The 25,798-nt window shown below is 36.5% G+C and carries 22 protein-coding genes; 17 read left to right on the top strand and 5 right to left on the bottom strand.

Annotation, left to right across the window (positions count from 1 at the left end; genetic code table 11):
- The first annotated feature begins 310 nt into the window (after positions 1-310).
- The 7 genes from uvrB to AC1PU0_RS04985 all read left to right on the top strand — a co-directional run bounded on the left by uvrB (position 311) and on the right by AC1PU0_RS04985 (position 9,294).
- On the top strand, positions 311-2,305 hold the full coding sequence (gene uvrB, locus AC1PU0_RS04955; RefSeq protein WP_069655454.1) for an excinuclease ABC subunit UvrB: 1,995 nt from the start codon (positions 311-313) through the stop codon (positions 2,303-2,305).
- Between the two features lie 36 nt (positions 2,306-2,341).
- Positions 2,342-5,158 (top strand): excinuclease ABC subunit UvrA, encoded by a 2,817-nt coding sequence (gene uvrA, locus AC1PU0_RS04960; protein ID WP_206848339.1) that lies wholly within the window; start codon positions 2,342-2,344, stop codon positions 5,156-5,158.
- 445 nt (positions 5,159-5,603) lie between these two features.
- The gene (locus tag AC1PU0_RS04965) at positions 5,604-5,810 is read left to right on the top strand and encodes a hypothetical protein (protein ID WP_069655452.1); all 207 of its coding nucleotides are present in this window, start codon (positions 5,604-5,606) and stop codon (positions 5,808-5,810) included.
- Positions 5,811-6,199: 389 nt separating this feature from the next.
- Entirely contained in the window at positions 6,200-7,084 is an 885-nt protein-coding gene (rapZ, locus tag AC1PU0_RS04970; RefSeq protein WP_069655451.1) for an RNase adapter RapZ, read from the top strand.
- A complete protein-coding gene (locus AC1PU0_RS04975; RefSeq protein WP_069655450.1) occupies positions 7,081-8,079 on the top strand; it encodes a gluconeogenesis factor YvcK family protein in 999 nt (332 codons plus the stop codon). Before rapZ ends, AC1PU0_RS04975 begins: the two co-directional genes overlap by 4 nt.
- A gap of 30 nt (positions 8,080-8,109) precedes the next feature.
- Positions 8,110-9,045 carry a DNA-binding protein WhiA gene (gene whiA / locus AC1PU0_RS04980; protein WP_069655449.1) on the top strand — a complete coding sequence of 312 codons (936 nt, stop codon included), beginning with the start codon at positions 8,110-8,112 and terminating at the stop codon, positions 9,043-9,045.
- Between the two features lie 48 nt (positions 9,046-9,093).
- A complete protein-coding gene (locus AC1PU0_RS04985; protein ID WP_206848373.1) occupies positions 9,094-9,294 on the top strand; it encodes a hypothetical protein in 201 nt (66 codons plus the stop codon).
- A 15-nt stretch (positions 9,295-9,309) separates the two neighbouring features.
- On the opposite strand, the gene AC1PU0_RS04990 is transcribed toward AC1PU0_RS04985, so the two are convergent.
- The 3 genes from AC1PU0_RS04990 to AC1PU0_RS05000 form a co-directional block, all read right to left on the bottom strand.
- Positions 9,310-9,831: a DsbA family protein gene (locus tag AC1PU0_RS04990; protein WP_206848340.1), complete on the bottom strand. Its 522-nt coding sequence runs from the start codon at positions 9,829-9,831 to the stop codon at positions 9,310-9,312.
- A 104-nt stretch (positions 9,832-9,935) separates the two neighbouring features.
- Positions 9,936-10,532, bottom strand: a complete 597-nt coding sequence (gene clpP / locus AC1PU0_RS04995; RefSeq protein ID WP_069655447.1) for an ATP-dependent Clp endopeptidase proteolytic subunit ClpP — start codon at positions 10,530-10,532, stop codon at positions 9,936-9,938.
- 420 nt (positions 10,533-10,952) lie between these two features.
- Complete coding sequence (locus AC1PU0_RS05000; RefSeq protein ID WP_111248782.1) at positions 10,953-11,420, bottom strand: TM2 domain-containing protein; 468 nt, start codon at positions 11,418-11,420, stop codon at positions 10,953-10,955.
- 234 nt (positions 11,421-11,654) lie between these two features.
- Between AC1PU0_RS05000 and AC1PU0_RS05005 the strand changes: the two genes are divergently transcribed.
- The 7 genes from AC1PU0_RS05005 (at position 11,655) to AC1PU0_RS05035 (ending at position 21,337) form a co-directional block, all read left to right on the top strand.
- Positions 11,655-12,170 (top strand): hypothetical protein, encoded by a 516-nt coding sequence (locus AC1PU0_RS05005; protein ID WP_069655445.1) that lies wholly within the window; start codon positions 11,655-11,657, stop codon positions 12,168-12,170.
- Positions 12,171-12,741: 571 nt separating this feature from the next.
- Positions 12,742-14,433 carry a dihydroxy-acid dehydratase gene (gene ilvD, locus AC1PU0_RS05010; RefSeq protein ID WP_069655444.1) on the top strand — a complete coding sequence of 564 codons (1,692 nt, stop codon included), beginning with the start codon at positions 12,742-12,744 and terminating at the stop codon, positions 14,431-14,433.
- Positions 14,434-14,446: 13 nt separating this feature from the next.
- A complete protein-coding gene (gene ilvB / locus AC1PU0_RS05015; RefSeq protein WP_206848341.1) occupies positions 14,447-16,141 on the top strand; it encodes a biosynthetic-type acetolactate synthase large subunit in 1,695 nt (564 codons plus the stop codon).
- 1 nt (position 16,142) lies between these two features.
- Positions 16,143-16,625, top strand: a complete 483-nt coding sequence (gene ilvN / locus AC1PU0_RS05020) for an acetolactate synthase small subunit (RefSeq protein ID WP_069655442.1) — start codon at positions 16,143-16,145, stop codon at positions 16,623-16,625.
- A gap of 54 nt (positions 16,626-16,679) precedes the next feature.
- Positions 16,680-17,675: a ketol-acid reductoisomerase gene (ilvC, locus tag AC1PU0_RS05025; protein ID WP_069655441.1), complete on the top strand. Its 996-nt coding sequence runs from the start codon at positions 16,680-16,682 to the stop codon at positions 17,673-17,675.
- A gap of 66 nt (positions 17,676-17,741) precedes the next feature.
- Entirely contained in the window at positions 17,742-18,998 is a 1,257-nt protein-coding gene (ilvA, locus tag AC1PU0_RS05030; RefSeq protein ID WP_479998763.1) for a threonine ammonia-lyase IlvA, read from the top strand.
- Positions 18,999-19,468: 470 nt separating this feature from the next.
- Positions 19,469-21,337 carry an acyltransferase family protein gene (locus tag AC1PU0_RS05035; protein WP_206848342.1) on the top strand — a complete coding sequence of 623 codons (1,869 nt, stop codon included), beginning with the start codon at positions 19,469-19,471 and terminating at the stop codon, positions 21,335-21,337.
- A gap of 154 nt (positions 21,338-21,491) precedes the next feature.
- Here AC1PU0_RS05035 and AC1PU0_RS05040 read toward each other — a convergent pair whose 3' ends face one another.
- Complete coding sequence (locus tag AC1PU0_RS05040; RefSeq protein WP_206848343.1) at positions 21,492-22,013, bottom strand: GNAT family N-acetyltransferase; 522 nt, start codon at positions 22,011-22,013, stop codon at positions 21,492-21,494.
- A 17-nt stretch (positions 22,014-22,030) separates the two neighbouring features.
- Entirely contained in the window at positions 22,031-22,849 is an 819-nt protein-coding gene (locus AC1PU0_RS05045) for an NUDIX domain-containing protein (RefSeq protein WP_206835277.1), read from the bottom strand.
- 173 nt (positions 22,850-23,022) lie between these two features.
- On the opposite strand from AC1PU0_RS05045, the gene AC1PU0_RS05050 reads away from it, so the two are divergent.
- The 3 genes from AC1PU0_RS05050 to AC1PU0_RS05060 all read left to right on the top strand — a co-directional run bounded on the left by AC1PU0_RS05050 (position 23,023) and on the right by AC1PU0_RS05060 (position 25,722).
- Positions 23,023-23,568 (top strand): biotin transporter BioY, encoded by a 546-nt coding sequence (locus AC1PU0_RS05050; RefSeq protein ID WP_206848344.1) that lies wholly within the window; start codon positions 23,023-23,025, stop codon positions 23,566-23,568.
- Between the two features lies 1 nt (position 23,569).
- Positions 23,570-23,884 carry a CHY zinc finger protein gene (locus AC1PU0_RS05055; RefSeq protein ID WP_206848345.1) on the top strand — a complete coding sequence of 105 codons (315 nt, stop codon included), beginning with the start codon at positions 23,570-23,572 and terminating at the stop codon, positions 23,882-23,884.
- A gap of 392 nt (positions 23,885-24,276) precedes the next feature.
- The gene (locus tag AC1PU0_RS05060) at positions 24,277-25,722 is read left to right on the top strand and encodes a PTS mannitol transporter subunit IIBC (RefSeq protein WP_206848346.1); all 1,446 of its coding nucleotides are present in this window, start codon (positions 24,277-24,279) and stop codon (positions 25,720-25,722) included.
- The last annotated feature ends 76 nt before the right edge of the window (positions 25,723-25,798 follow it).

Here is a 25,798-nt window from a genome sequence, read left to right on the forward strand (position 1 = left end):
TAGCCCAAACAGTATTCCGTTAAATTTATAAATACAAACAAAAATTAAATAAAATGTAAATTATCAAAAATTACGTATACGCAACCTGTTCTAAAACTAGCGAAAATATGTTCGGTATGTTAAAATAATGACAGGAGTTTCTATTTAAATTTTACGCTGAAAATTCCTATATGAAGAATAGATCTACAAGTTGAAAACAGAATGACTGTAGAGTTATCCTGCTGTATGCCTGAGAGTACTTGGTAGATAGCGCTGTGTATTTTTAATCAAAGTGACGCAACAATTAAATAAAGTAAGAGGAGGATGTTGGATGATAGAAAGAGAGACCTCCAATACATTTGACTTAGTATCAAAATATAAGCCGGATGGGGATCAACCAGAAGCAATCAAACGATTAGTTGAAGGAATCGAAGGTGGAGAAAAAGCACAAATATTGTTGGGTGCTACTGGAACTGGGAAGACCTTCACGATTTCAAACGTAATAAAAGAAGTAAATAAGCCAACGTTAGTTATTGCCCATAATAAAACATTAGCTGGACAGCTTTATGGAGAGTTTAAAGAATTCTTCCCTAATAACGCAGTCGAGTATTTTGTTAGTTATTATGATTATTATCAACCAGAGGCTTATGTTCCTTCTAGCGATACATATATAGAAAAAGATGCGAGTATCAATGACGAGATCGATAAATTACGACATTCAGCAACTAGTTCTTTATTAGAAAGGAACGATGTTATTGTAATCGCCTCGGTTTCTTGTATTTTTGGGTTGGGAGATCCTAAGGAGTACAGTGAACAAGTCGTTTCTATTCGCGTAGGCATGGAGATGGAGCGTAGTAAGTTATTGACTGATTTGGTCAACATTCAATTCGAACGAAACGACATTGATTTTCAGCGTGGACGTTTTCGTGTACGAGGAGATGTAGTAGAGATTTTTCCAGCATCCCGAGACGATCATGCACTAAGAGTCGAGTTTTTTGGCGATGAAATTGAGCGCATCAGAGAAGTTGATGCGTTAACCGGCGAAGTGATAGGTGAGACAGAACATGTCGCAATTTTCCCAGCAACTCACTTTGTGACCAATGAAGATCATATGGAACATGCAATTTCACAAATACAAGAAGAATTAGAAGCACGATTAACGGTTTTGCGTAATGAAAACAAATTATTAGAAGCGCAAAGACTGGAACAAAGAACGAATTATGATATCGAAATGATGAGAGAAATGGGTTACACATCTGGTATTGAAAATTATTCACGCCATATGGATGGTCGTTCAGAAGGGGAACCGCCTTATACGCTGATTGATTTCTTCCCAGATGATTTTTTACTTGTGATCGACGAGTCTCATGTCTCGATGCCACAAATTCGTGGTATGTATAATGGCGACCGTGCTAGAAAACAAATGCTGGTAGATTATGGTTTCCGATTGCCAAGTGCTTTAGATAATCGCCCCTTACGCCTTGAAGAATTTGAAGAACATGTGCATCAAGTCGTCTATGTTTCTGCAACACCCGGACCTTACGAGCATGAGCAAACAGATACTGTGATTCCACAGATTATTCGGCCAACAGGATTGCTAGATCCATTGATTGAAGTTCGTCCAATTATGGGACAAATTGATGATTTAGTGGGTGAGATCCATGATCGTGTAGAGAAGGATCAACGTGTATTTATCACCACGTTAACGAAGAAAATGTCTGAAGATTTAACGGATTACCTTAAAGAACTAGGAATCAAAGTGAAATATCTTCATAGTGATATCAAAACATTAGAACGAACGGAAATCATTCGAGATCTACGTTTAGGTGAATTTGATGTGTTGATTGGGATCAACTTGCTTCGTGAAGGATTGGATGTTCCAGAAGTATCCTTGATTGCAATTTTAGACGCAGATAAAGAAGGATTCTTGAGAAGTGAACGTTCATTGATCCAAACCATCGGACGTGCGGCTCGGAATTCGGACGGACGAGTGATCATGTACGCAGATAAAATCACTGATTCTATGCAAAAAGCTATGGACGAAACGGCTCGACGTCGTTCAATCCAAGAAAAATACAATGAAGAACATGGCATTACACCAAAAACCATCATTAAAGAAATTCGTGAGTTGATTTCAATTTCTAAAACCAATGAAAAAGGTGAAACAATAAAAATCGATAAATCTTACCATGAACTAAGTCGCCAAGAAAAAGCAGATTTATTGATGAAATTAGAAAAAGAAATGCGGGATGCAGCGAAAGCATTAGACTTTGAAACAGCAGCGACTTTAAGAGATACGATTTTGGAGTTGAAAGCAGCAGAATAAAAAAGTGGCTGTGTTTCACAGCAAAGGAGATAAATAATGGCAAATGATAAAATCGTTATTCATGGCGCGCGTGCACATAATTTAAAAGATATAGATGTTACGATTCCTCGTGACAAGATGGTTGTCGTTACTGGATTATCTGGTTCTGGGAAAAGTTCACTCGCCTTTGATACACTATATGCTGAAGGCCAGCGCCGTTATGTTGAAAGTCTTTCAGCTTATGCTAGACAATTTTTAGGTCAAATGGATAAACCAGATGTTGATAGTATCGATGGATTGAGTCCAGCGATTTCTATCGACCAAAAAACAACGAGTAAAAATCCACGTTCAACAGTAGGGACAGTTACAGAAATTAATGACTATTTGAGACTGTTATTTGCTCGTGTTGGGCATCCGATTTGTCCTAATGATGGTACTGAAATCACGAGTCAATCTGTTGAACAAATGGTAGATAAAGTGTTGGAATTACCAGAAAAGACTAAACTTCAGGTCTTAGCGCCTGTCATTGTTAAGAAAAAAGGTCAGCATAAAAAAGTCTTTGAAATGATTCAACGCGAAGGATATGTTCGAATGCGTGTTGATGGAGAAACCTATGATGTAACGGAAGCGCCTGAACTTGAAAAAAATAAAAAACATGATATTGCGATTGTTATTGACCGAATCGTGGTAAAAGAGGGGATCCGTTCTCGTTTGTTTGATTCATTTGAAGCGGCCTTACGTTTAGCGGATGGCTATGCATTAGTTGATGTGATCGATGGGGAAGAAATGCTTTTTAGTGAACATTACGCTTGTCCATATTGCGGCTTTACAGTGGGGGAATTAGAACCAAGATTATTCTCTTTCAATGCACCTTTTGGAGCGTGTCCTGATTGTGATGGATTAGGAATAAAATTAGAAGTCGATCGTGATCTTGTTATTCCGGACTCAACAAAGACACTGCGTGAGGGCGCAATCGCACCTTGGAATCCAATAAGCTCACAATATTATCCGCAAATGTTGGAGCAAGCAGCTGACAGTTTCAACATTGACATGGATACACCATTTGAAGAACTACCAGAAGAACATCAAGATATTATTTTAAACGGATCCAATGGGGAAGTCTTCCATTTCCATTATGAAAATGATTTTGGCGGAGTTCGTGATGTAGAAGTTCCTTTTGAAGGTGTTTTAACTAATATCAAACGTCGTTATCATGAAACTAATAGTGATTTTACTCGTGATCAAATGCGTTTATACATGACCGAATTAACTTGTCAAACGTGTAAAGGATATCGTTTGAATCCTCAAGCTTTATCAGTCAAAATCGATAATACAAATATCGGTCAAGTTACCGAATTAGCGATTAAAAATGCAATTGAATTTTTTGAAACAGTGACGTTATCTGAGCAAGAACAAATGATTGCGAAACCCATCTTAAAAGAAGTGGAAGATCGTTTGAACTTTTTAAAAAATGTTGGTTTGGATTATTTAACTCTTAGTAGAGCAGCTGGAACGCTGTCAGGTGGAGAAGCACAACGTATTCGCTTAGCGACACAGATTGGTTCAAACTTATCTGGTGTATTGTACATTTTAGATGAACCGTCTATTGGACTGCATCAACGAGACAATGACCGTTTGATCGAATCACTCAAGAAAATGCGTGATTTAGGCAATACATTGATCGTTGTTGAGCACGATGAGGATACGATGCGAGCATCTGACTATTTGATCGATGTGGGGCCAGGCGCTGGACATTTAGGTGGGGAAATCGTTGCTTCAGGAACACCTGATGAAGTAGCTAAAAATCCTAATTCTTTAACCGGACAATACCTATCAGGCAAAAAAGTGATCCCAGTCCCTAAAGAGCGTCGTAAAGGCAATGGTAAGAAAATCAAAGTAACAGGTGCGGCAGAGAACAATCTGAAAAATGTTACTGTTGAATTTCCATTAGGAGAGTTTGTTGCAGTAACTGGAGTTTCTGGATCAGGAAAAAGTACATTAGTAAATCAAATATTGAAAAAGGCTTTAGCACAAAAGCTTAATCGAAATTCAAATAAACCAGGTAAACACAAAAATATTACTGGTTATAAAAATATAGAAAAAATTATTGATATTGATCAAAGTCCGATTGGCCGCACACCGAGAAGTAATCCTGCAACTTACACAAGCGTTTTTGATGATATTCGTGATCTGTTTGCGAAAACCAATGAAGCAAAAGTCCGTGGCTACAAAAAAGGACGCTTCAGCTTCAATGTTAAAGGTGGCCGCTGTGAAGCGTGTCGTGGGGATGGGATCATTAAGATCGAGATGCATTTTTTACCAGATGTCTATGTTCCTTGTGAAGTTTGTCATGGCAAACGCTACAATTCTGAAACACTGGAAGTTCACTATAAAGGAAAGAATATTTCTGATATTTTAGATTTAACTGTAGAAGATGCAGTGGAGTTCTTTAAACACATTCCTAAAATTCATCGTAAATTAAAAACCATTGTTGATGTGGGATTAGGCTATGTCACTTTAGGACAGCCTGCTACTACATTATCTGGTGGGGAAGCACAGCGCATGAAATTAGCGAGTGAACTGCATAAAAATTCGAATGGTAAAAATTTCTATATTCTAGATGAGCCTACAACTGGGTTGCACACGGACGATATTGCTCGTTTACTTGTCGTGTTAGAAAGACTTGTTGAATCCGGTAATACTGTGCTTGTTATTGAACATAATTTAGATGTAATCAAGTCAGCAGATCATGTTATTGACTTGGGGCCAGAAGGTGGAGACGGTGGCGGAACAATTATTGCAACAGGAACACCTGAAGATATTGCTAAAGTCAAAGCAAGCTATACAGGTAAGTATTTAAAGCGAGTTTTATAAATTGGTATACTCCATTATTTGAAAATAGTATTAATATTTTTAAAGAAAACATGAAGGTTGAACAAAAAATACCTATTGCTATTGATTTCTATAGATTTTTAAAGTAAAATCGCACTTAGATAGGTATATTGTTCAACCTAATTGGTATATATCTGTCCTTCTATAAATAATCCGTTCAAAAAAGAAAAGTACAGCCTTCGTTGTTGAAAGGCTGTACTTTTTTTGCTTTAAGACTCTATAGTTTCATTTGAAAAAATAAAAGTAAACTATTTAATAAATTATAATTAGAGGAAAATAATAAATAAAATGAAAATTAGTGTTTTTTAATCACTTAAATTTAAAAATAGTCAAAAAAAGAAAGTATCTTTACGTAAGTTGAATGATATTTTTTTTGAAAACATGATATTCTATATTTATCAAAAGAGTATGAAAGGATGATTTTTTCTTGGAAAAGAAAGAAATAAAAATCGGCGCTCATTATGTTTGTCATGGATCGAATTTTTCTTGGTTTTTTGTAGGAGAAGCTATTTCTAAAAAAGAAGAAGATGTGCAGGTCAGAGTTGTTAAGTGCCATCCTACAGATCGTCCCGTCATCAATTGTGATGATCCTATTTTGAATTTAGATTATTTTAATGTGATTGAAGATGCTTAATTTTACTAAGGCATAAATTTGGGATAGTAAACGGAAGTTGATCAGTCCTGTCCAGATAAAGATATACATAATGAATAAAAATGGTAGACAATAACAAGAAGCTAGAATGAACGATAAAAGTTTATTCTGCTTTTTTTATTTTTTTGAAGAACTATTTTAAAGATAGTAATAAAATATATTTGAAAAATAGTTTGTATTTCAATTGATTCGATGCAAAGAAAGAAAACATTTAGCTAGGATAGAGAAAATTTGAGAGTAAAAAAATATTCTTATTCACAATTCTAAATTCATAAGAAGAGTTGAATGGGTATGAAAATTGGTTGAAAAGCTTTCTTTGATACGCCCGGGATGCTATAATTAATAAAATGTTTCAAAAGGGGCGCTAAGAAATGGTTGATAATTTACAATTAGTTATAATCACTGGAATGAGCGGAGCTGGAAAGACTGTAGCCATTCAAAGCTTTGAAGATATGGGGTATTTTTGTATTGATAATATGCCGCCAAGCTTGATTCCTAAGTTTTGGGAATTAATCAAAGAATCTGGAAAAGTAACAAAAATCGCATTAGTGATCGATTTACGTTCTCGTAATTTTTTTAGAGAAATTCAAGATATGTTGGTTGAACTTGAAAATACGAATCTGATTGATACAACAATCATGTTCTTAGATGCAACAGATGAAGAACTTGTTTCTCGATATAAAGAAACTCGTCGTGCGCATCCACTAGCGATGGATGGTCTGATTACAGAAGGAATTAGAAAAGAACGAGCGATCCTTGAAGAAATTAGAGGAGATGCCCAAGTTGTGATCGATACAACTGAATTATCTCCAAGACAATTACGAGAAAGAATCAATGAGGAGTTTAAATCTAGAGATACACATGAGTTTCGCGTAGAACTTGTTTCATTTGGGTTTAAATATGGCTTGCCTATTGATGCGGATATTGTGATGGATGTTCGTTTTTTACCAAATCCACACTATATACCAGAATTAAGACCCTTGACAGGTCAAGATTCATCTGTATATGAGTATGTTATGAGTTTTCCAGAGACTGAGAGTTTCTATACTCGATTTATTGATTTGTTGAAAAATGTAATGCCAGGGTATGAAAAAGAGGGGAAATCAAGCGTTACAATTGCGATTGGTTGTACAGGCGGACAGCATCGTTCGGTGGCATTAACAGAACGTGTTGGCAAAGAACTTGAAAAGGACTATCATGTTAACATTACCCATCGTGATAAAGGAAAGCGTAAAGAGACGGTGAATCGCTCATGAAAATGAAAACGTACCGGATTAGAAAACCTAAAATCGTTGTGGTTGGGGGAGGAACTGGGTTACCAGTTATCCTAAAAAGTTTACGGAATCAAAGTGCGGATATTACAGCTGTTGTGACCGTTGCCGATGACGGAGGCAGTAGCGGTGAAATTCGGGAGTCAATGAATATGACGCCGCCTGGGGATTTACGTAATGTACTAGTAGCTTTATCCGACATGCCTCAATTATATGAAGATATTTTTCAGTATCGTTTTAATAAATCGGATAAATATTTTGCCAACCACGCAATTGGAAATTTGATTATTGCGGCTGTTTCAGAGATGCGCGGCAGTACATATGAAGCAATTCAGCTGCTTTCAAAAATGATGCATGTGGATGGACATATTTATCCTTCATCAGAAAGACCGCTGACGTTACATGCTGTTTTTAAAGATGGTTCTATTGCAGTCGGTGAATCCAATATTGCAGTTGACCGAAAAACAATCGACCATGTTTTTGTCACAAATACACATGATGATGAACAGCCAAAAGCTGCGAGAAAAGTAGTCAAAGCAATTGAAGAGGCGGATATGATTGTTTTAGGACCAGGAAGTATGTTTACCAGTATCCTACCGAATTTAGTAATCAAAGAGATTGGGGAAGCAATCATCAATGCGGAGGCTGAAGTGGTTTATATTTGTAATATCATGACTCAAAAAGGTGAAACGGAACATTTTACTGATGCTGATCATGTTTGTGTATTGCATGAACATCTTAAAAGTAAATTTGTGGATACTGTTTTAGTTAATACTGAAAATGTACCTGATGGATATATGGATCCAGAGGTTTATGATGAATATTTAGTTCAAGTGGAACATGATTTCAAAAAATTGAGAGATGAAGGGTGTCGTGTGATTTCTACGGACTTTTTAAAATTGCGTGACGGTGGTGTTTTTCATGATGGAGACAAAGTAGTGGATGAACTATTTCGTATTGTATTCGGCGCAAGATATTAAAGAGTAAGAACAAGAGAGGAGGCGTGGAGATTGTCTTTTGCAGCAGATGTTAAAAAAGAGCTAACAACTTTAGAGGTACATCGTGAACATGCGCGAGCAGAATTAGCAGCATTGATCCGGATGAACGGTTCATTAAGCATTGTGAATCAGCAATTTGTATTGAATGTTCAAACTGAAAATGCAGCAATCGCCAGACGAATCTATTCTCTTTTAAAAGATCATTATGATGTTCGTTCAGAATTGTTAGTTCGGAAAAAAATGAAATTAAAAAAGAATAATGTGTACATCGTAAGACTAAAACAAGATACGAAAAGTGTGCTTGCTGATTTAGATATTTTAGATGGAATGATGTTCAATACTCATGTATCAGAAGATATTATGGGGAACTCACAAAAAATGAAATCCTATTTAAGAGGTGCATTTATGGCTTCAGGCTCAGTCAATAATCCCGAGACAAGCCGTTATCATTTGGAAATATTCTCGATTTACGAGGAACACAATGATGATATTTGCAAAATGTTAAATTATTATGATTTAAATGCACGGACATTGGAACGTCGAAATGGGTATATTTCCTATCTAAAAGGAGCTGAACAAATCGCTGATTTTCTGACACTGATCGGTGCGACAAATTCTATGCTGAAATTTGAAGATGTCCGGATCGTTCGTGACATGCGTAATTCGGTGAATCGATTGGTCAACTGTGAAACGGCGAATCTCAATAAAACAATCGATGCAGCATCAAAGCAAATCGAAAATATTCAGTATATCGAAAGTGTGGTTGGATTAACTGCCTTACCAGGAAAATTACAAGAAATTGCTGAATTACGTTTGGAGTATCCAGAAGTGAGTTTAAAAGAATTAGGTGAGATGATCCCATCAGGTGCGATTTCAAAATCAGGAATCAATCATAGAATTCGTAAAATCAATGAATTTGCAGACAAACTAAGGGAAAAAAGTGCGTAACTTCTTATGGATTGCTATAAGACAATAGCAGAAAGTTGGGTGATAATGATGGGCGTAGAAGATAAAGATTTTATCATGAGGCAAATCAAACAACTCGGGGAAGGTCTAGGGAATTTTCTCGGAAAAGAAGATATTGACAAGATTCTAAGTTTTGGCGAAGATGCTGAAAAAGAAATTAAAGACTCTGCAATGGAAAAAAAAACGGGTATTGATAGTAGTTCTAAAAAAATTGAGACCAAGCCTAGCTAACTTGGTCTCGTTTTTTTATTTGCCTTCTATATAACGTATCAATTCTTCTTTCGTAATTGATTCATCAAAAATATGTTCACCAATAACTATTGTTGGCACAAATTTGATAGTTGCAGCTGCCGCTTCTTCAATCACAGCTTGGACGATTGAAGTCCCTTCTTTTTTAGGTAATTGTAAATTATCTTCAGCAAAAATAGCCACATCTTCTAAAGAAAGGTTTCCCCATGTATCTTGTGTATCATACATTTGTTTCAAATCAGTCAAAGCTTTTTCAGGCAAATCATAATTAATATGGTGATGCATTACGTTACCACGTTGCAGACTTTCTTTTTCTTTATCTAATAGTTTGATGATTCGTTGAACTTTTCCTTCTTTAACATATTCATTCAATAAATCAAAAGATTCCTCAAACCATTTTTTACAATACGGGCAGCGAACATTCATAAATTCGACCATCTTTACTGGAGCCGAGTCTTTTCCAACTGCCAAACCATTTTTTGTTGTAACTTTTGTTGCATCGATAATTGAAATATCCATTTTAGTAACATCCTTTCATTTCTGCTATCTTTAGTGTAGCGCTTTTTGCAATTAGTTTAAATAAAAATGCCCAAAATTTTCAAAAGAAATTTTGGGCATTTTTATTATTTGCCTAAAGAACTGCTATTTTCCATTACTTCATCAATCAAACCATATTCTTTTGCTTGTTGCGCAGTCATAAAATTATCACGATCTGTATCGCGTTCAATGACTTCAAGTGGTTGACCTGTACGTTCTGCTAAGATTTTATTCAAACGATCACGCGTGTCAAGAATATGTTTAGCAGCAATTTCGATTTCAGTTGCTTGACCTTGTGCACCACCTAATGGTTGATGAATCATGATTTCAGCATTTGGCAATGCAAAACGTTTGCCTTTTGTACCAGCAGTTAATAAGAAACTTCCCATAGAAGCTGCCATACCAAGAACAATTGTTTGTACATCAGCTTTAACAAAATTCATCGTATCGAAGATTGCTAATCCAGCAGAAACACTTCCTCCAGGTGAGTTGATATAAATATAGATGTCTTTTTCGGAGTCTTGTGCGTCTAAAAATAGTAATTGAGCAATAACTGAGTTTGCTACATTATCATCGATTGGACCACTTAACATGATGATTCTATCTTTTAATAATCGTGAATAAATATCATATGCTCTTTCTCCACGAGATGATTGTTCAATGACTGTTGGTATTAAATTCATAGTATATTCCTCCTATATAAAAACTCTTCAAACCATTTTATCACAAAGCTTATCGTAATGCTTAAAAAAAGTATACTTTATTGGTCAATAAAGGTCAACTTTAACGCTTTGAATTTTAAGAAAGAAGAAGCTTTGACTTATTTCAAAAATAGTGTGAAAAATCACTTTTATCGAGTAGATTAGAATAAAAGAGCCTGGTACATAACTAAAAAGGTTATGTTTCAGGCTCTTAGTAACCGAATAAACGGTGGGCGCAGAAGCAACTCCTTCGGAAATAAGCCGAAATTCACAAAAATTTGAAGAGCAATTTTCGTAAATTCCTTCTTATTTCTCGGAGTAAAACACTTCTGTCTCAACCTCCTTAAATAATCTCAAAGAGTCTTACATTTTCATATGAGATTGATGGAGCTTACATATCTATTAAGAAGTTACTACAATATTTCCATTTTGGTCTGCAGTTTTAAGTAATGTCGCGATTGAAGTGAAAAATGCAATAATTCCAGGAATCATTGTCCAAGAGAATAATAAATACATAATTCCTTTTCCAGAAAAACCAGAATAGAACTTATGAGCACCTATTCCTCCCAATAAAAAGGCTAATAAGAAATAAACCCATTTGTTAACAACTTTACCATATTGTACATAGCCACCCACTGACTGTGTATTGTTATTTTCATTAACGATATTGATATTGATTTTATCTTGTAGATTATCTGTTGCTGCTACAGCTTTGTGGATGATCAATTCGTCTCCATCTGGAAACACATCTACGAGATCACCAATTTCTGGCTTGAAATTAAACCATTCGTATAATGCTCTGGTTGTGCTTCCATCTTCGTTAGCAATAACAACATCTTCAAAATCTAATTTAATAACTTTCTTCCCCATAACGACTTCCCCACTTTTATCATAATATTATTACTGTTATATTATAGCATCAAAAGAATGAGTTATCTAGACTAATAAAGCATATTCTAGTCTTTTGGAAAAATAATAATATAGTAAGGACAGATTTGTTTTAGGAATTGAAAAAGAGATATAGTCTTTTAACATATTTTTTTGCGCTTATGGAAGAGTATGTTATACTAAAAAAGTAAGAATTAGAAGAGTGAGGGAATCCAAATGGTTGTTTTTATTGCAGGTATAACGGGTGTCTTGATTGGTGCAGTTATCGTATCGATTGGTGTTGCACTACGTGTAACCTATGAAGAACGCAAAGCGGTACGTTATCGTGAATTAGAAAATTTTGTCAAAGAAATAGAAACCCTGAATCTTTTGAACAAGAAAATCAATGAGATTTTACAAAAAAGAGATATTTATGTAGACAAATCTGTGAATTTCATGTCAATGGATGATTGTTATATCAGTATCGATGATTTTATCTATTTAGAATCATTTTCGGCACAAAACAATTTCTATTTGCCTACATATTTGATTGAAGAATTTTTCAAAAAAATTTCCCATAGAAAAGTAATCTTAACACCGGATGAAGTGATTTCAATGGGCGGCAGTACATATAAAGGTGGCCGTGTGATAATAGAAAATTTTTCAGAAGAATTACTTTCAATTATTGAAGATAAAAAAAGACAAATGAAACGTTTAACACACAAACCATTGTATTATTTCCAAAGAGGATAAGATTACATAAGTAGCTGATACCCAAATGAGTCGGGTATCAGCTTTTTTGTTTTGAAGATTAAAAATAGGTGCGCAGTAATGAGTGTTTCGAAAGGAAAAAAAGAGTATTCATGTCACTTATTACGTCCAAAAAAGAGGTTTTACAACGTTTTTCGACAATAAGTAAGAAAGTTAGTACCGACATTGTTGGAATTTTCTGAATCTTTTTATCAAATTTTATTGACATTCTCATTTATTAGGTTTATAGTTAATAAAAGCTTTTATTTATCACATGCTATTTTAATCTTTGTAGATTTTTTAAAAGAGGAGACCATTATTATGAAAAAGACAAACAACAGCCACGTATTAGTCATTATTTTATCGTGTAGGACTTAGAACACTGAGAAATTTCGCAGATGTTAGAGTCCTGTTTGTCTTTGGTAAATGGGGGTCTTACTAAAGCATCCCATTCAATTGATGGGATGCTTTTTTTGTAGAAAGTTATATAAAGAGGCACGAGGAAAAATAAAAAACGAATCCGAAGAATCATAATTGAACTCTTCTGGAGATAACTGAATTGGAGTGGATGAAAATGCGTAGTGATCAAATCAAAAAAGGAATTGAAGCAGCACCTGCCAGAAGCTTACTTTATGCAACTGGACAAGTAAAAAATGCCAAAGATATGGACAAGCCGTTTATCGCAATTTGTAACTCATATATTGATATTGTGCCTGGGCATGTGCATTTAAGAGAATTGGCGGATGTTGCCAAAGAAGCAATCCGGGAAGCTGGAGGAATTCCTTTTGAGTTTAATACGATCGGTGTTGATGATGGTATTGCTATGGGACATATCGGTATGCGCTACTCATTACCAAGTAGAGAGATTATTGCTGATGCTGCTGAGACCGTAATCAACGCTCACTGGTTTGATGGTGTCTTCTATATTCCAAACTGCGACAAAATTACTCCTGGTATGCTGATGGCTAGTGTTAGAACAAACGTTCCAGCAATTTTCTGTTCTGGTGGCCCAATGAAAGCAGGTATCGATCCAAGAGGTCACACGACTACTCTTTCTAATATGTTTGAAGCGGTAGGAACATTTAAAGAAGGGAAAATGACGGAAGAAGAATTTAATTTTATGGAACAAAATGCCTGTCCAACTTGTGGTTCATGTGCAGGAATGTTTACAGCGAATTCTATGAATTGCTTGATGGAAGTTTTAGGAATGGCATTACCTGGTAACGGAACTATTTTAGCCGTTTCAGATGAACGAAGAGAGCTTGTTAGGCAATCAGCATTTCATTTGATGGATTTAGTCAAAAATCAGGTGAAGCCAAGAGATATCATTACAAAAGAAGCCATTGATGATGCTTTTGCATTGGATATGGCGATGGGTGGCTCAACAAACACTGTATTGCATACCTTGGCGATTGCGAATGAAGCAGAAATCGACTACAACTTAGAAGAAGTCAATGCGATTGCTGAACGTGTACCTTACTTGTCTAAAATTGCACCATCGTCAGCGTATTCAATGCATGACGTTCATGAAGCTGGAGGTGTTCCAGCAATCATGAAAGAGTTAGTAGACTTAGGAAACGCTATCCATCCAGATCGTATCACCGTTACAGGAAAAACAATTCGTGAAAACGTTCAGGATGCTGTAATCAAAAATGAAGAAGTTATCCATCCAAAAGAAAATCCATATAGCCCAGTTGGAGGTTTGTCAATTTTGTATGGAAATATCGCACCCAAAGGAAGTGTAATCAAGGTTGGTGGAGTAGATCCTTCAATCAAAAAATTCGTAGGAAAAGCTATTTGCTTTAGTTCTCATGATGAAGCTGTTGCAGCAATCGATGATCATACAGTGAAAAAAGGGCATGTGGTGGTTATTCGTTATGAAGGACCAAAAGGCGGCCCTGGTATGCCAGAAATGTTGGCTCCAACATCAAGTATCGTTGGACGAGGGTTAGGGAAAGATGTGGCTTTGATTACAGATGGTCGTTTTTCAGGGGCAACTCGCGGAATAGCAGTAGGACATATTTCTCCAGAAGCGGCAGCAGGCGGTCCCATTGCGTTAGTCAAAGATGGCGATGAAATTGAAATTGATTTGATTAATCGAACACTAGAATTACATGTTTCTGATGAAGAATTGGCGAAAAGAAATGACCAATTGCCGAAATTTAAAGCGAAAGTAAAAACAGGATACTTAGCTCGTTACACGGCGTTGGTAACATCAGCGCATACAGGAGGAATCATGCAGATTCCAGAAGATTTGCTAGACTAGAGGAGGGAAGCTCATGGCGGAAGAACAAAGAAAAATGAAAAATGGTTCAAGAATCTTAATTGATGCATTGCAAAAACAAGAAGTAGAAATGATATTTGGATATCCTGGTGGGGCGGTCCTCCCTTTATATGATGCATTATATGACAGAGATATTCCTCATATTTTGACAAGACATGAACAAGGAGCGGTCCATGCTGCAGAAGGATATGCTAAAGCTACTGGAAAACCTGGGGTCGTAATCGTAACTAGTGGTCCTGGTGCAACAAATGCAATTACCGGTATTGCGGATGCGATGAGTGATTCGATTCCGATGGTTGTTTTCACAGGTCAGGTAGTTACAGATGGCATTGGCAAAGATGCCTTTCAAGAAGCTGATGTCATCGGACTGACAATGCCTATTACAAAAAATAATTACCAAGTTCGTGAGACCAAAGAATTACCGAGAATCATCGAAGAAGCTTTTCACATTGCGACAACAGGTAGAAAAGGACCAGTTGTAATCGATTTGCCTAAAGATATGACAATCATGGAAGCTGATGCTGAGATTGAGGTCAATTTAAATTTACCTAGCTATCAGCCGACAGTAAAACCAAATAAACTTCAAGCAAAAAAACTGATGGAAGCTTTAGCAGTTGCTAAAAAACCCTTAATATTGGTTGGTGCAGGCATTTTACATGCTGATGCTGGGAAAGAATTAGTAGAATTTATCAATAAATACCAAGTTCCAGCGCTATGTACCCTTTTAGGTTTAGGGGCAGTCCCGACAGAAAATGAATTATTTTTAGGGATGGGTGGCATGCATGGGTCTTTTGCGGCTAATATGGCTTTGACCGACTGCGATCTGTTGATCAATCTAGGTTCCCGTTTTGACGACCGTTTGGCTAGTGCGCCAAAAGAATTTGCTTCGAATGCAGTAATTGCACATGTTGATATTGATCCAGCAGAAATTGGCAAAATTATTGAAACGCAAATACCGATTGTAGCAGATGCCAAAGAAACATTAAAAGAGATGTTAAAGATTGAAGTTGAAAGTGCCGATTGTACGGAATGGAGAAAACTAAATCTTTCAAGAAAAAAATTGCATCCCTTTAAATACGATAAAGAACAAAAGGCAGAAATCAAACCTCAAAAAGTCATTGAATTTATTGGGGAACTGACAAATGGTGAAGCGATTGTGGCAACCGATGTAGGTCAGCACCAAATGTGGGCAGCTCAGTTTTATCCATTCAAAAATGAGAAACAGCTTATAACAAGTGGTGGTCTAGGAACGATGGGGTACGGTGTGCCAGCTGCAATTGGCGCAAAATTAGGTTGTCCAGATAAAGAAGTTGTACTTTTTGTTGGTGATGGTGGGTTCCAAATGACGAATCAAGAATTAGCAATTTTAACTATATACAATATTCCAATTAAAATTGTGATTTTGAATAATCAATCATTAGGAATGGTGCGTCAATGGCAGGAAAGTTTCTTCAACGAACGTCGTTCAGAATCAGTTTTCACCTCTCAACCGGATTTTGTGAAGATGGCAGAAGCCTATCATATCAAAGGACTCCGAATAGAGGATCCCGAAACTCTAGAAGCTGAATTAACAGAAGCCTTTAAAGAAACAGGGCCTTTGTTGATTGAAGTCATGGTGTCACCAACGGAACATGTATTACCAATGGTTCCAGCGGGTAAAGCAAACTATCAAATGCTGGGGGTGGACTGAAATGAGACGAATCATTACAGCGACAGTCAATAATAATTCAGGTGTCTTAAATCGTTTTAGTGGTGTACTGACGCGTAGGCAAGTTAATATCGATAGTATTTCAGTTGGACCGACAGAATTAGACAATGTTTCACGAATTACGATTGTGATTCAAGTAGCCGACTTAAATGAAAGTGAACAGGTCACTAAACAATTGAACAAACAAATCGATGTGATCAAGGTTTCTGATATAACAGATGAACCACATTTAGAAAGAGAATTAGCGTTGGTAAAACTTAATGCACCAGCTGCTGTTCGAGCTGAATTATTCTCTGTGATTGATCCATTTAGAGCAAACGTGATTGATGTAGGTACTCGCTCAGTGGTGATTCAAGTCACAGGAACGAGCGAAAAAATCAGTGCATTCGTTGATGTAGTTACACCTTATGGAATCAAACAACTTGCACGAACAGGTGTTACAGGATTTACTCGAGGCAACAACTAAAAAAAGGTCTTAAAGCATACGCTTATAAGCATAAAAAATTTGGAGGGTTCAACAATGGCAAAAGTATATTATGATAACTCAGTAGAAAACAATCAATTAGAAGGGAAAACGATCGCCATCATTGGCTACGGTTCACAAGGTCACGCCCATGCGCAAAACTTAAGAGACAATGGGAATCAAGTCATCATCGGAATCCGTGAAGGAAAATCAGCGGAAGCTGCTCGTAATGATGGATTTGATGTGTTAACAGTTGAAGAAGCATCTAAAAAAGCAGATGTAGTCATGATTTTAGCTCCAGATGAAATCCAAGGAGATCTTTATGACAATGAAATTGCACCAAACTTAGAAGCTGGTAATGCTTTAGCATTCGGTCATGGTTTCAATATTCATTTTGATGTAATCAACCCACCAAAAGATGTGGATGTTTTCTTAGTTGCTCCAAAAGGACCAGGACATCTTGTTCGTCGTACCTTTACAGAAGGCTTTGCTGTTCCAGCATTATTTGCGGTTTATCAAGATGCAACAGGCAAAGCAAGTGACGTGGCTTTATCTTATGCAAAAGGAATCGGTGCCACTCGTGTGGGAGTATTAGAAACAACCTTTAAAGAAGAAACTGAAACGGATTTATTTGGTGAACAAGCAGTATTGTGCGGTGGTTTAACAAGTTTGATTGAAGCAGGTTTTGAAACATTAACAGAAGCGGGCTACCAGCCAGAATTAGCGTACTTTGAAGTATGCCATGAATTAAAATTGATTGTTGACCTTATTTATGAGGGAGGATTTGAGAAAATGCGTAATTCAATCTCAAATACTGCTGAATATGGTGATTATGTTTCAGGGCCTCGTGTTGTGACTGCTGAAGCAAAAGCCAATATGAAAGAAGTCCTTACAGATATCCAAAATGGCAAATTTGCTAAAGGATTCATTGATGATAATAAAAATGGCTTTAAAGAGTTTAATCAAATGCGTAAAGATAATGCTGGACACCCGATTGAAAAAGTTGGAGCAGAACTACGTAAAATGATGCCATTTGTCTCAAAAGAAGACTAAAATAGTAAATAGAGGTTGAGAAAAATAATTTTCTCAATCTTTTACATAATAAAGGGTGAGGAAAAATTGGTGAAATTAACTAAAGAAAATATCGAAGAAGCCTATGACACGTTAAAAGAGGTCGTAACGAGAACCCCATTACAGTACGATATGTACCTATCACAAAAATATCAATGTAATGTTTACTTAAAAAGAGAAGATTTACAAAAAGTCCGTTCGTTTAAATTAAGAGGAGCCTATTATGCAATCAAACAAACGCCTCATGACATGCTAAAAAATGGCGTTGTGTGTGCTAGCGCTGGAAATCACGCGCAAGGAGTAGCGTTTACTTGCCATGAAATGAAGGTTTCAGCAATAATTTTTATGCCGACAACTACACCACAACAAAAAATCTCTCAAGTAAAATTTTTCGGTGGAGAGGAAGTAACCGTCAAATTAATCGGTGATACCTTTGATGCCTCTGCTAAAGCCGCTAAAGAATATGCCCAGGCTAATAATCAAGCATTTATTGATCCTTTTAATGATTTAAATATTATGGCTGGTCAAGGAACGGTAGCGGTTGAAGTCTTTCAAGAAGCAAAAGAATCTGAATTTCAAGTGGACTACTTGTTAGCAGCAATAGGTGGAGGAGGCTTAGTTAGCGGTATTTCAACCTATACTAAAAGTGTGAGCCCGACTACAGTAGTTGTAGGAGTAGAGCCACTTGGCGCTCAATCGATGCGGGCTGCTTTTAATGAAGGAAAGCCGGTAATGCTGGATAGTGTCGAAAAATTTGTGGATGGTGCTGCGGTCAAACAAGTTGGTAATTTAACATATGAACATGCACTTGAATATGTAGATGAGCTGTTGGCTGTCGATGAAGGACAAGTGTGCTCAACGATTTTAGAGTTGTATACAAAACAAGCAATCGTTGTAGAGCCAGCTGGCGCATTAAGTGTTTCAGCTTTAGAACTCGTTAAGGATGATATAAAAGGGAAAAATGTAGTTTGTATTATTAGTGGTGGTAACAATGATATTAACCGTATGGAAGAAATTGAAGAACGTTCATTGATTTTTGAAGGATTGAAACATTATTTTGTCATCAATTTTCCGCAGCGACCGGGTGCATTAAGAGAATTTGTAACAGATATATTAGGTCCAAATGATGATATCACTCGTTTCGAATACACGAAAAAAGTCAATCGTGGAACAGGACCAGTTGTTTTGGGGATTTTGCTGAAAGATAAAGAAGAATTGCCAAACTTATTAGCAAAAATGGCAGAGTTCGATCCGAAGTATATCGATCTTAGTGATAATCCATCATTATATGCTCTACTTGTATAATAATGACACAAACGAAAGGATCCATTTTTTATCGCATTCAACAATAATTTAAACAACAATATATTGACGTAAAAGAGTGCCGAGGCAATGAAAAATACACGATAAATAACAAGTAATTATGTTCAATGAGATTGGATAGTATGTAAGATTAAATTCTTTCATATTGTCCACTCTTTTTTTTGAAAAAAAATTTCTAAAATTTGCTTAAAAAGTCAAAAAATGGAGTAAGAGCTCTTGCCATTTGTCAGGAAAGAACGTATATTTAACTTACTACATTAAATCGGTTAGAAAAACTACGACCGTCAAAGAGCATGAGCCAGATAGAAATTTTTTTACACTTCAACAGACTACCTTTTTTGGTCAAACACGACTTATTTTTTCTATCATCTGTCATTTTTAAAATCATGTTTCCTTTGTTAAAAAATTACTCGAATTATAAAAAAGAATATTAGTAAAGTTGGAAAATATAAATGAATAATAATAAAAGGTTAGAAAACCGCCGTTATATTACTGGGTTCGATGGGATTCGAACAATCGCGGTCGTCGGTGTGATTCTGTATCACTTGTTCCCCAATATAATGCATGGGGGCTATTTAGGCGTCCCTATTTTTTTTGCAGTTTCTGGATATTTAATTACTGATTTACTAAGGCAAGAGTGGCTTCAAACCGAAACAATCGATGTGAAAGGTTTCTATATACGCCGTATGAAACGGCTATACCCCGGCCTGATTACTATGCTGATTGGAGCATCAGCCTATATCGTTCTCTTTCAAAGAGACTTGTTAAACAACTTACGCAGCGTGGTCGCCAGCAGTGTGCTTTATTATAATAATTGGTGGCAGATTTTTAGAGGATTTTCTTATTTTGATCGATTTACAACGCAGTCGCCTTTTACACATATATGGTCTCTTGCCGTTGAAGCACAAAATTATTTGATTTGGCCATTGTTATTTATTGTCCTTAAAAGGTATGTTAAACACAGCGGTAAAATTTTTGGATTGATCATGGGGCTGGCTGTCGGTTCTGGTATTTTGATGGCTATTCTCTATACTCCAGGGGCAGATCCTACGAGAGTATATTATGGGACGGATACACGACTATTTTCGATTTTGATGGGAAGTGCTTTGGCTTTTGTTTGGCCAAGTTTCCGTTTGAAAGAAGAAATTCCGATAAAAGCTAAGACTTTACTAAACGGTGTTGGTATTGCGTCATTGGTTGCTTTATTGCTCGCATTTTTATTCTTAGCAGACCATTTTGCTTTTGTGTATTATGGCGGTATGTTTATTGTCAGCATTTTTGCAACACTTCTGGTTGCTGTTACGGCCCATCCAGGTGCAGACCTCAATCGTTGGCTGACGAACCCAGTATTTACTTGGTTTGGAAAAAGAAGTTATGGTATTTATTTGTATCAATTCCCAGTTATGATTTTTTATGAAGCAAAAATTCAAAATCTAAGCGATCATGTATTTCTACACTCCCTCATTGAAATAGCATTAATTTTAGGGATCAGTGAGCTTTCTTATCGTTTTATTGAAAAGCCTTTAGGTAAATTTTATTATAAATATACTTGGTTTGCTATTAAAGATTTTTTCCGCAAGCCATGGGCCACAATTCCTAAATTCACTGCCTTGACCAGTGTTGTTATATCCTGTTTTGCTCTTTTCGCGTTGGCTATTGCACCTTCAAATGAAGTAACCGCTGAACAACAACAGTTACAAAAAAATATTGAAGCAAATAAAAAGAAAGCAGAGCAACGAAAAGCAGAGGAGAAAGCCAAAAACGATGGGGAAACTAAAGACTCGACTGAACAATCAACTTCCCCAATAGAAACGAACTTTGATTTAACGGCCGAAGAGATGAAGAAGGCGAAAGGGATGGAAATCACGGCATTTGGCGATTCAGTTATTTTAGATGCTGCTTCAGGTCTTCAAGAAATTTTTCCTAAGATGATTGTTGATGGCGAAGTTGGCAGACAATTGTATACTAGTGCGCCAGTCATTGAAAAATTAGATGATGAAAAATTATTGAAAAATAATGTGCTAGTTGGTCTTGGAACGAACGGTTCCTTTACTGAAGCGCAGTTTGACGAATTTATGACAGCAATTGGTTCTAAACGTAAAGTTTATTGGATCAATGTCCGCGTTCCGACAAGGAGATGGCAAAATGACGTCAATACGATGCTTGAAACAATGAAAAAGAAATACAAAAATTTAGTTGTGATCGACTGGTATGGCTATAGTAATGATCATGAGGAATGGTTTTATGAGGATCGTGTTCATCCGAATGTGGACGGTCAAGTGAAGTATTCAAGTTTTATTGCAAAACAAATTGTAAAATAGTTTTTAAAGAGGCAGAGATATAACTCTATGAGTTATATCTCTGCCTCTTTTATAGTGATCTAACAGTATAATTTACCGTTTAAAGGTTAGAAACGTAAGCAATAAATAAAAACCAAAAAACAAAACGATATGATTGTCAGCATTTAGGCGTTTATTAAGACAATACCAATTGATAAGCAAATCGCTCACCATCAACAACAGGCAAAAGAATATCCCCTTGGTAGGTAAAACCAGCTTTTCTGATCAGCTGTTGCATCGCTTTATTTTTTGGATGCGTATCAATACGAATATCCAGAATAGTATTAAGTCTAGCAGTAGTGATCAGATAGTTCATTAACAGTAGGGCGAGACCTTTCCCCTGATAAAGTGGGGAAAGAGCGACTCGGTGGATTGTCCCGTATTTTTCATGTGTATTGTTCCATTGGCCGTTCATTATATGGTTATAGGGTGGTTCAATTTCTGTTGAAATGATTCCTAAACCAGCAATATCATCGTCAACAATCAATACATAACATCGTTGTAAAGTAATATCATGCTTTAATAGCTTTTCGTTAGGTCCTTCACCATTTTGCCACTGGGGGATATTCTTTTCACGCAGAAGGCGACGAGCACTTTGAATGATTTTCATAATGTTGTTTAAGTCATCAGGGATTGCTTTTCGAAAATAAACAACCATAGGATCACCCTTTCTCTTTAGGCATTGTCAGCTTTTAGTTGATAAATTTTTGAAGGACGGCCAATACCAACGGGACGTTCTCCAATTTCTTCAAAATGATGGAGCATAGCTTTCTTAAAATTTGAATGGTCAATCGATTTATAATCAATTCCGGAGAACTTAGCAAATACTTTGCGTGCTTCTGTGATTGTAAAATCCTTTCCCAATACTTGAAGTACTTGAGGGTCATGCTCCATTTTATTTGCTACTCGATTGAAAGCTTTCAAAATGATTTCACTATGGTCAAAAGCTAATGTATCTTTACCAGTGGAGGCACCTGTATTTACATCTAACACAATTTCGACATCCCCGTTTGTAAGAGAAAGGATGCTGTCTTTGCGTTCCATCGTAAACCACCGAACTTCTTTTGCATCATCGCCAGCTATCAAGGGTTCTTCCCCAATAAAAGCTAAGTAACTAATCGTTACGACCCAACCTCTAGGATCACGATCTGGTCTGCTGAAACTATGCAACTGTTCAATATTCTCTTTAGAAATGACTACACCTGTTTCTTCCTTAGTTTCTCGCAAGACACTTTCACCTGTTGATTCATTTCTATTAACAAAACCGCCAGGTAGAGCCCAAGAATTTCGGTAAGGATGTCCTTTTCTTTTGATCAGCAAAATTTTTAATTGATCTTCTTCTTTGTTATAGCACATTAAAACAATATCTACAGTTAGAGAAGGTTTTTCATACTCAGGAAGTTCTTGTTGATGATACCAGTTTAAAAAGTCAGTTTCGCTTGCTTCTTGTTCGTAATATTGTTTTTCTGCTTCCTTTGAACTAAAGTCTGCCAAATTGTTCATCCTCCCTATATCAGATAAAAGTACTTTTTACTTTATTGTATCATTATCAACAGGAAAAACAACTAAAGACTTAGTGTTTTTTTAGTTAACTTATTTTTTTTACAGGTTGACAAAAGAAAATCGAACGTGTATTTTTAATATAGATTATAGATTGGAGAAATTGAATGAAAACAAAAGATATCACTAAAATCGCTATTATGATCAGTATTATTATCGTTTTAGGCTTTTTCCCACCGATTCCGATTAGTCTTTTACCAGTACCAATTGTTATTCAAAATGCTGGTTTTATGCTGAGTGGTTTACTTCTTGGGAAAAAAAATGGCACGATCGCGACTGTCCTTTTCCTATTACTTGTGGCTATTGGTTTTCCTGTTTTAGCGGGAGGACGCGGGGGAATGATGGTCTTTTTTGGAGTGACAGCAGGTTATCTCTTTGCCTATCCATTTGCTACTTATTTCATTGGTTGGATGAGCGAAAAATTTAATTCGAATAATCAAAATAGTTGGTATGCTTTTGCTATTACTCTTCTTTTTGGGGCATTATTTATTGATTTTTGTGGAGCTGTCGGCGTAAGTATTTTGTCTGACGTGACGTTGTCAAAAAGTTTGATAGCAAGTCTTGCTTTTATTCCAGGAGATGTAATAAAAGCATTTTTAGCGGCAATTATCGCAAAAAGAATTTCAAACTCTCTCGGACAAAGGAAGGATTAGCATGATCAAAATATTTGGTGCAACGATCGATAACGAAGGACGATGTCTTCACTATCACTCACCAGTCGATATAGTGGGGAATAAATGCTATTTTTGTAAAAAGTATTATGCTTGTTTTCATTGTCATGATGAACAAGAGGATCATCTTTTTTTAGCTTGGCCGATTTCAAAACAACCAAATGAAAAAGTTGTTGTTTGCGGGGTATGTCAAACTGAAATGACAGCAAGTGAATATAAAAAACAAACGGAATGTTTTCAATGCGGTCATTTGTTTAACAGAAATTGCTTAGACCATCGTCAGATATATTTTAATTAAATAGGTAGACAAGGTTGGGACAGAAGTGTTTATATACGAAGCCTTCAACTTTTAGTGCTTTAGCACTTAGGACTTGATGTAACCGAAGCAAAGGAAAGTAGTTGCTTCTACTCCCAACGTTTAGCCGGATTCCATAGGGGTGGGGCGTGACTCGTAGAGTCATGTCCCACCTCTGTTTTTTTCTAAAAAAGATAGTTTACTCTTAGTAGAGTGAATAAGGTAATTTCTTCTTCATTTTTTGTCCAAAGGATTTGGACAAAACTGATTTTTCATCTTCTTGTATCCTTTTAAGCGAGCGTTTACAATGTAGAAGACAAGCAAGGTTTGTCTGAAAGTGATCTGCGCAGATCAACTTTTCAATATTTTTCTTGTTTAGAAGAAGGAGGAAAACAATGGAACAAACACAAGGAAATTTAAAAGTGAAAGTTCAGCAATTTGGAAGTTTTCTAAGTGGAATGATCATGCCGAATATCGGGGCATTTATCGCATGGGGAATCTTGACGGCTTTATTTATTCCAACCGGCTGGTTTCCAAATCAACAATTAAATGAAATAACGGGACCGACAATTACGTATTTATTGCCAATATTGATTGGGTTTACTGGTGGTCGATTAGTTTATGATATTCGTGGTGGAGTTGTAGGTGCAATGGTTACGATGGGGGTGATCACTGGTGCTGAGATCCCTATGTTTCTTGGCGCAATGATCGTAGGACCTGCTGGAGCTTATGGCATAAAAAAATTCGATGCGCTAGTTGATGGCAAAATCAAACCGGGTTTTGAAATGTTGGTCAACAATTTTTCATCTGGAATCTTTGCTTCGATTTTAGCAATTATTGCTTTTTTAATTGTAGGACCAGCTGTTGAAACATTGAATAATGTGTTGGCGACTGGGGTTGGTTTCCTAGTTGAAAATGGCTTGCTTTCTTTAGCAAGTATCTTTGTTGAGCCTGCTAAAGTATTGTTCCTAAATAATGCTATCAATCATGGTGTAATAAGTCCGATTGCGATTGAGCAGGCTGCGGAGACAGGCCGTTCTGTTTTATTCTTATTAGAATCCAATCCTGGACCAGGATTGGGGATTTTATTAGCATATACTATTTTTGGTCGTGGCAGTGCTAAACAGACCGCTTCAGGTGCGATTATTATTCATTTTTTAGGTGGTATTCACGAAATTTATTTTCCATATATTTTAATGAAACCTGTACTGATTCTTTCCGCGATTGGTGGAGGAATGGCTGGAGTAATGACATTTTCTTTGTTTAATGCTGGATTAGTGGCACCTGCTTCACCAGGGAGTATTTTTGCTATTTTAGCAATGACACCTCGTGATGGGTATGTGGGCGTATTTGCTGGAATTATTGTAGCAACGGCCGTTTCCTTTATCATTTCTGCTGTTGTTTTAAAAACGTCAAAAGAAACGAATACAACGATTGAATCGGCTTCAGAGCAAGCTAGCGCACTAAAAGGACGCAAAGCAATGACGCCAGAAGTAGGAACAGGTATTTTGGCAACTGAAAAATGGAGTAATCCGGTGGAAACGTTAGCGAATACTAAAAAAATTATTTTTGCTTGTGATGCCGGAATGGGATCGAGTGCGATGGGGGCCTCGGTTTTACGAAACAAAGTTAAAAAAGCTGGTTTACCGATAGAAGTCGCGAATTCGGCGATAGCACAGCTTCCGGATGATGCTGATATTGTTGTGACGCATAAGGATTTAACCAATCGAGCAAAAGAAAAATTGCCTAAAGCTTATCATGTATCGGTCGATAATTTTTTGAGTAGTGAGAAGTACGATGAATTAGTTGAAAAACTATTAGCAATGAAAATACCTGTGTAACTAATGATTTTTAGAGAGGAGAATTCTATGTATCTTTCAGCACGAGCTCGATTAATCTTAGAGAGCTGCTAAACAA

The sequence above is a fragment of the Enterococcus sp. XAF26B05_ASV22 genome, from assembly GCF_056727285.1.

Bases quoted from the DNA above. Each gene is read 5' to 3' on its own strand.
- uvrB (WP_069655454.1), top strand. From the start codon at position 311: ATGATAGAAAGAGAGACCTCCAATACATTTGACTTAGTATCAAAATAT.
- uvrA (WP_206848339.1), top strand. From the start codon at position 2,342: ATGGCAAATGATAAAATCGTTATTCATGGCGCGCGTGCACATAATTTA.
- rapZ (WP_069655451.1), top strand. From the start codon at position 6,200: ATGGTTGATAATTTACAATTAGTTATAATCACTGGAATGAGCGGAGCT.
- AC1PU0_RS04975 (WP_069655450.1), top strand. From the start codon at position 7,081: ATGAAAATGAAAACGTACCGGATTAGAAAACCTAAAATCGTTGTGGTT.
- AC1PU0_RS04985 (WP_206848373.1), top strand. From the start codon at position 9,094: ATGGGCGTAGAAGATAAAGATTTTATCATGAGGCAAATCAAACAACTC.
- AC1PU0_RS04990 (WP_206848340.1), bottom strand. From the start codon at position 9,831: ATGGATATTTCAATTATCGATGCAACAAAAGTTACAACAAAAAATGGT.
- clpP (WP_069655447.1), bottom strand. From the start codon at position 10,532: ATGAATTTAATACCAACAGTCATTGAACAATCATCTCGTGGAGAAAGA.
- AC1PU0_RS05000 (WP_111248782.1), bottom strand. From the start codon at position 11,420: ATGGGGAAGAAAGTTATTAAATTAGATTTTGAAGATGTTGTTATTGCT.
- AC1PU0_RS05005 (WP_069655445.1), top strand. From the start codon at position 11,655: ATGGTTGTTTTTATTGCAGGTATAACGGGTGTCTTGATTGGTGCAGTT.
- ilvD (WP_069655444.1), top strand. From the start codon at position 12,742: ATGCGTAGTGATCAAATCAAAAAAGGAATTGAAGCAGCACCTGCCAGA.
- ilvB (WP_206848341.1), top strand. From the start codon at position 14,447: ATGGCGGAAGAACAAAGAAAAATGAAAAATGGTTCAAGAATCTTAATT.
- ilvN (WP_069655442.1), top strand. From the start codon at position 16,143: ATGAGACGAATCATTACAGCGACAGTCAATAATAATTCAGGTGTCTTA.
- ilvC (WP_069655441.1), top strand. From the start codon at position 16,680: ATGGCAAAAGTATATTATGATAACTCAGTAGAAAACAATCAATTAGAA.
- AC1PU0_RS05035 (WP_206848342.1), top strand. From the start codon at position 19,469: ATGAATAATAATAAAAGGTTAGAAAACCGCCGTTATATTACTGGGTTC.
- AC1PU0_RS05040 (WP_206848343.1), bottom strand. From the start codon at position 22,013: ATGGTTGTTTATTTTCGAAAAGCAATCCCTGATGACTTAAACAACATT.
- AC1PU0_RS05050 (WP_206848344.1), top strand. From the start codon at position 23,023: ATGAAAACAAAAGATATCACTAAAATCGCTATTATGATCAGTATTATT.
- AC1PU0_RS05055 (WP_206848345.1), top strand. From the start codon at position 23,570: ATGATCAAAATATTTGGTGCAACGATCGATAACGAAGGACGATGTCTT.
- AC1PU0_RS05060 (WP_206848346.1), top strand. From the start codon at position 24,277: ATGGAACAAACACAAGGAAATTTAAAAGTGAAAGTTCAGCAATTTGGA.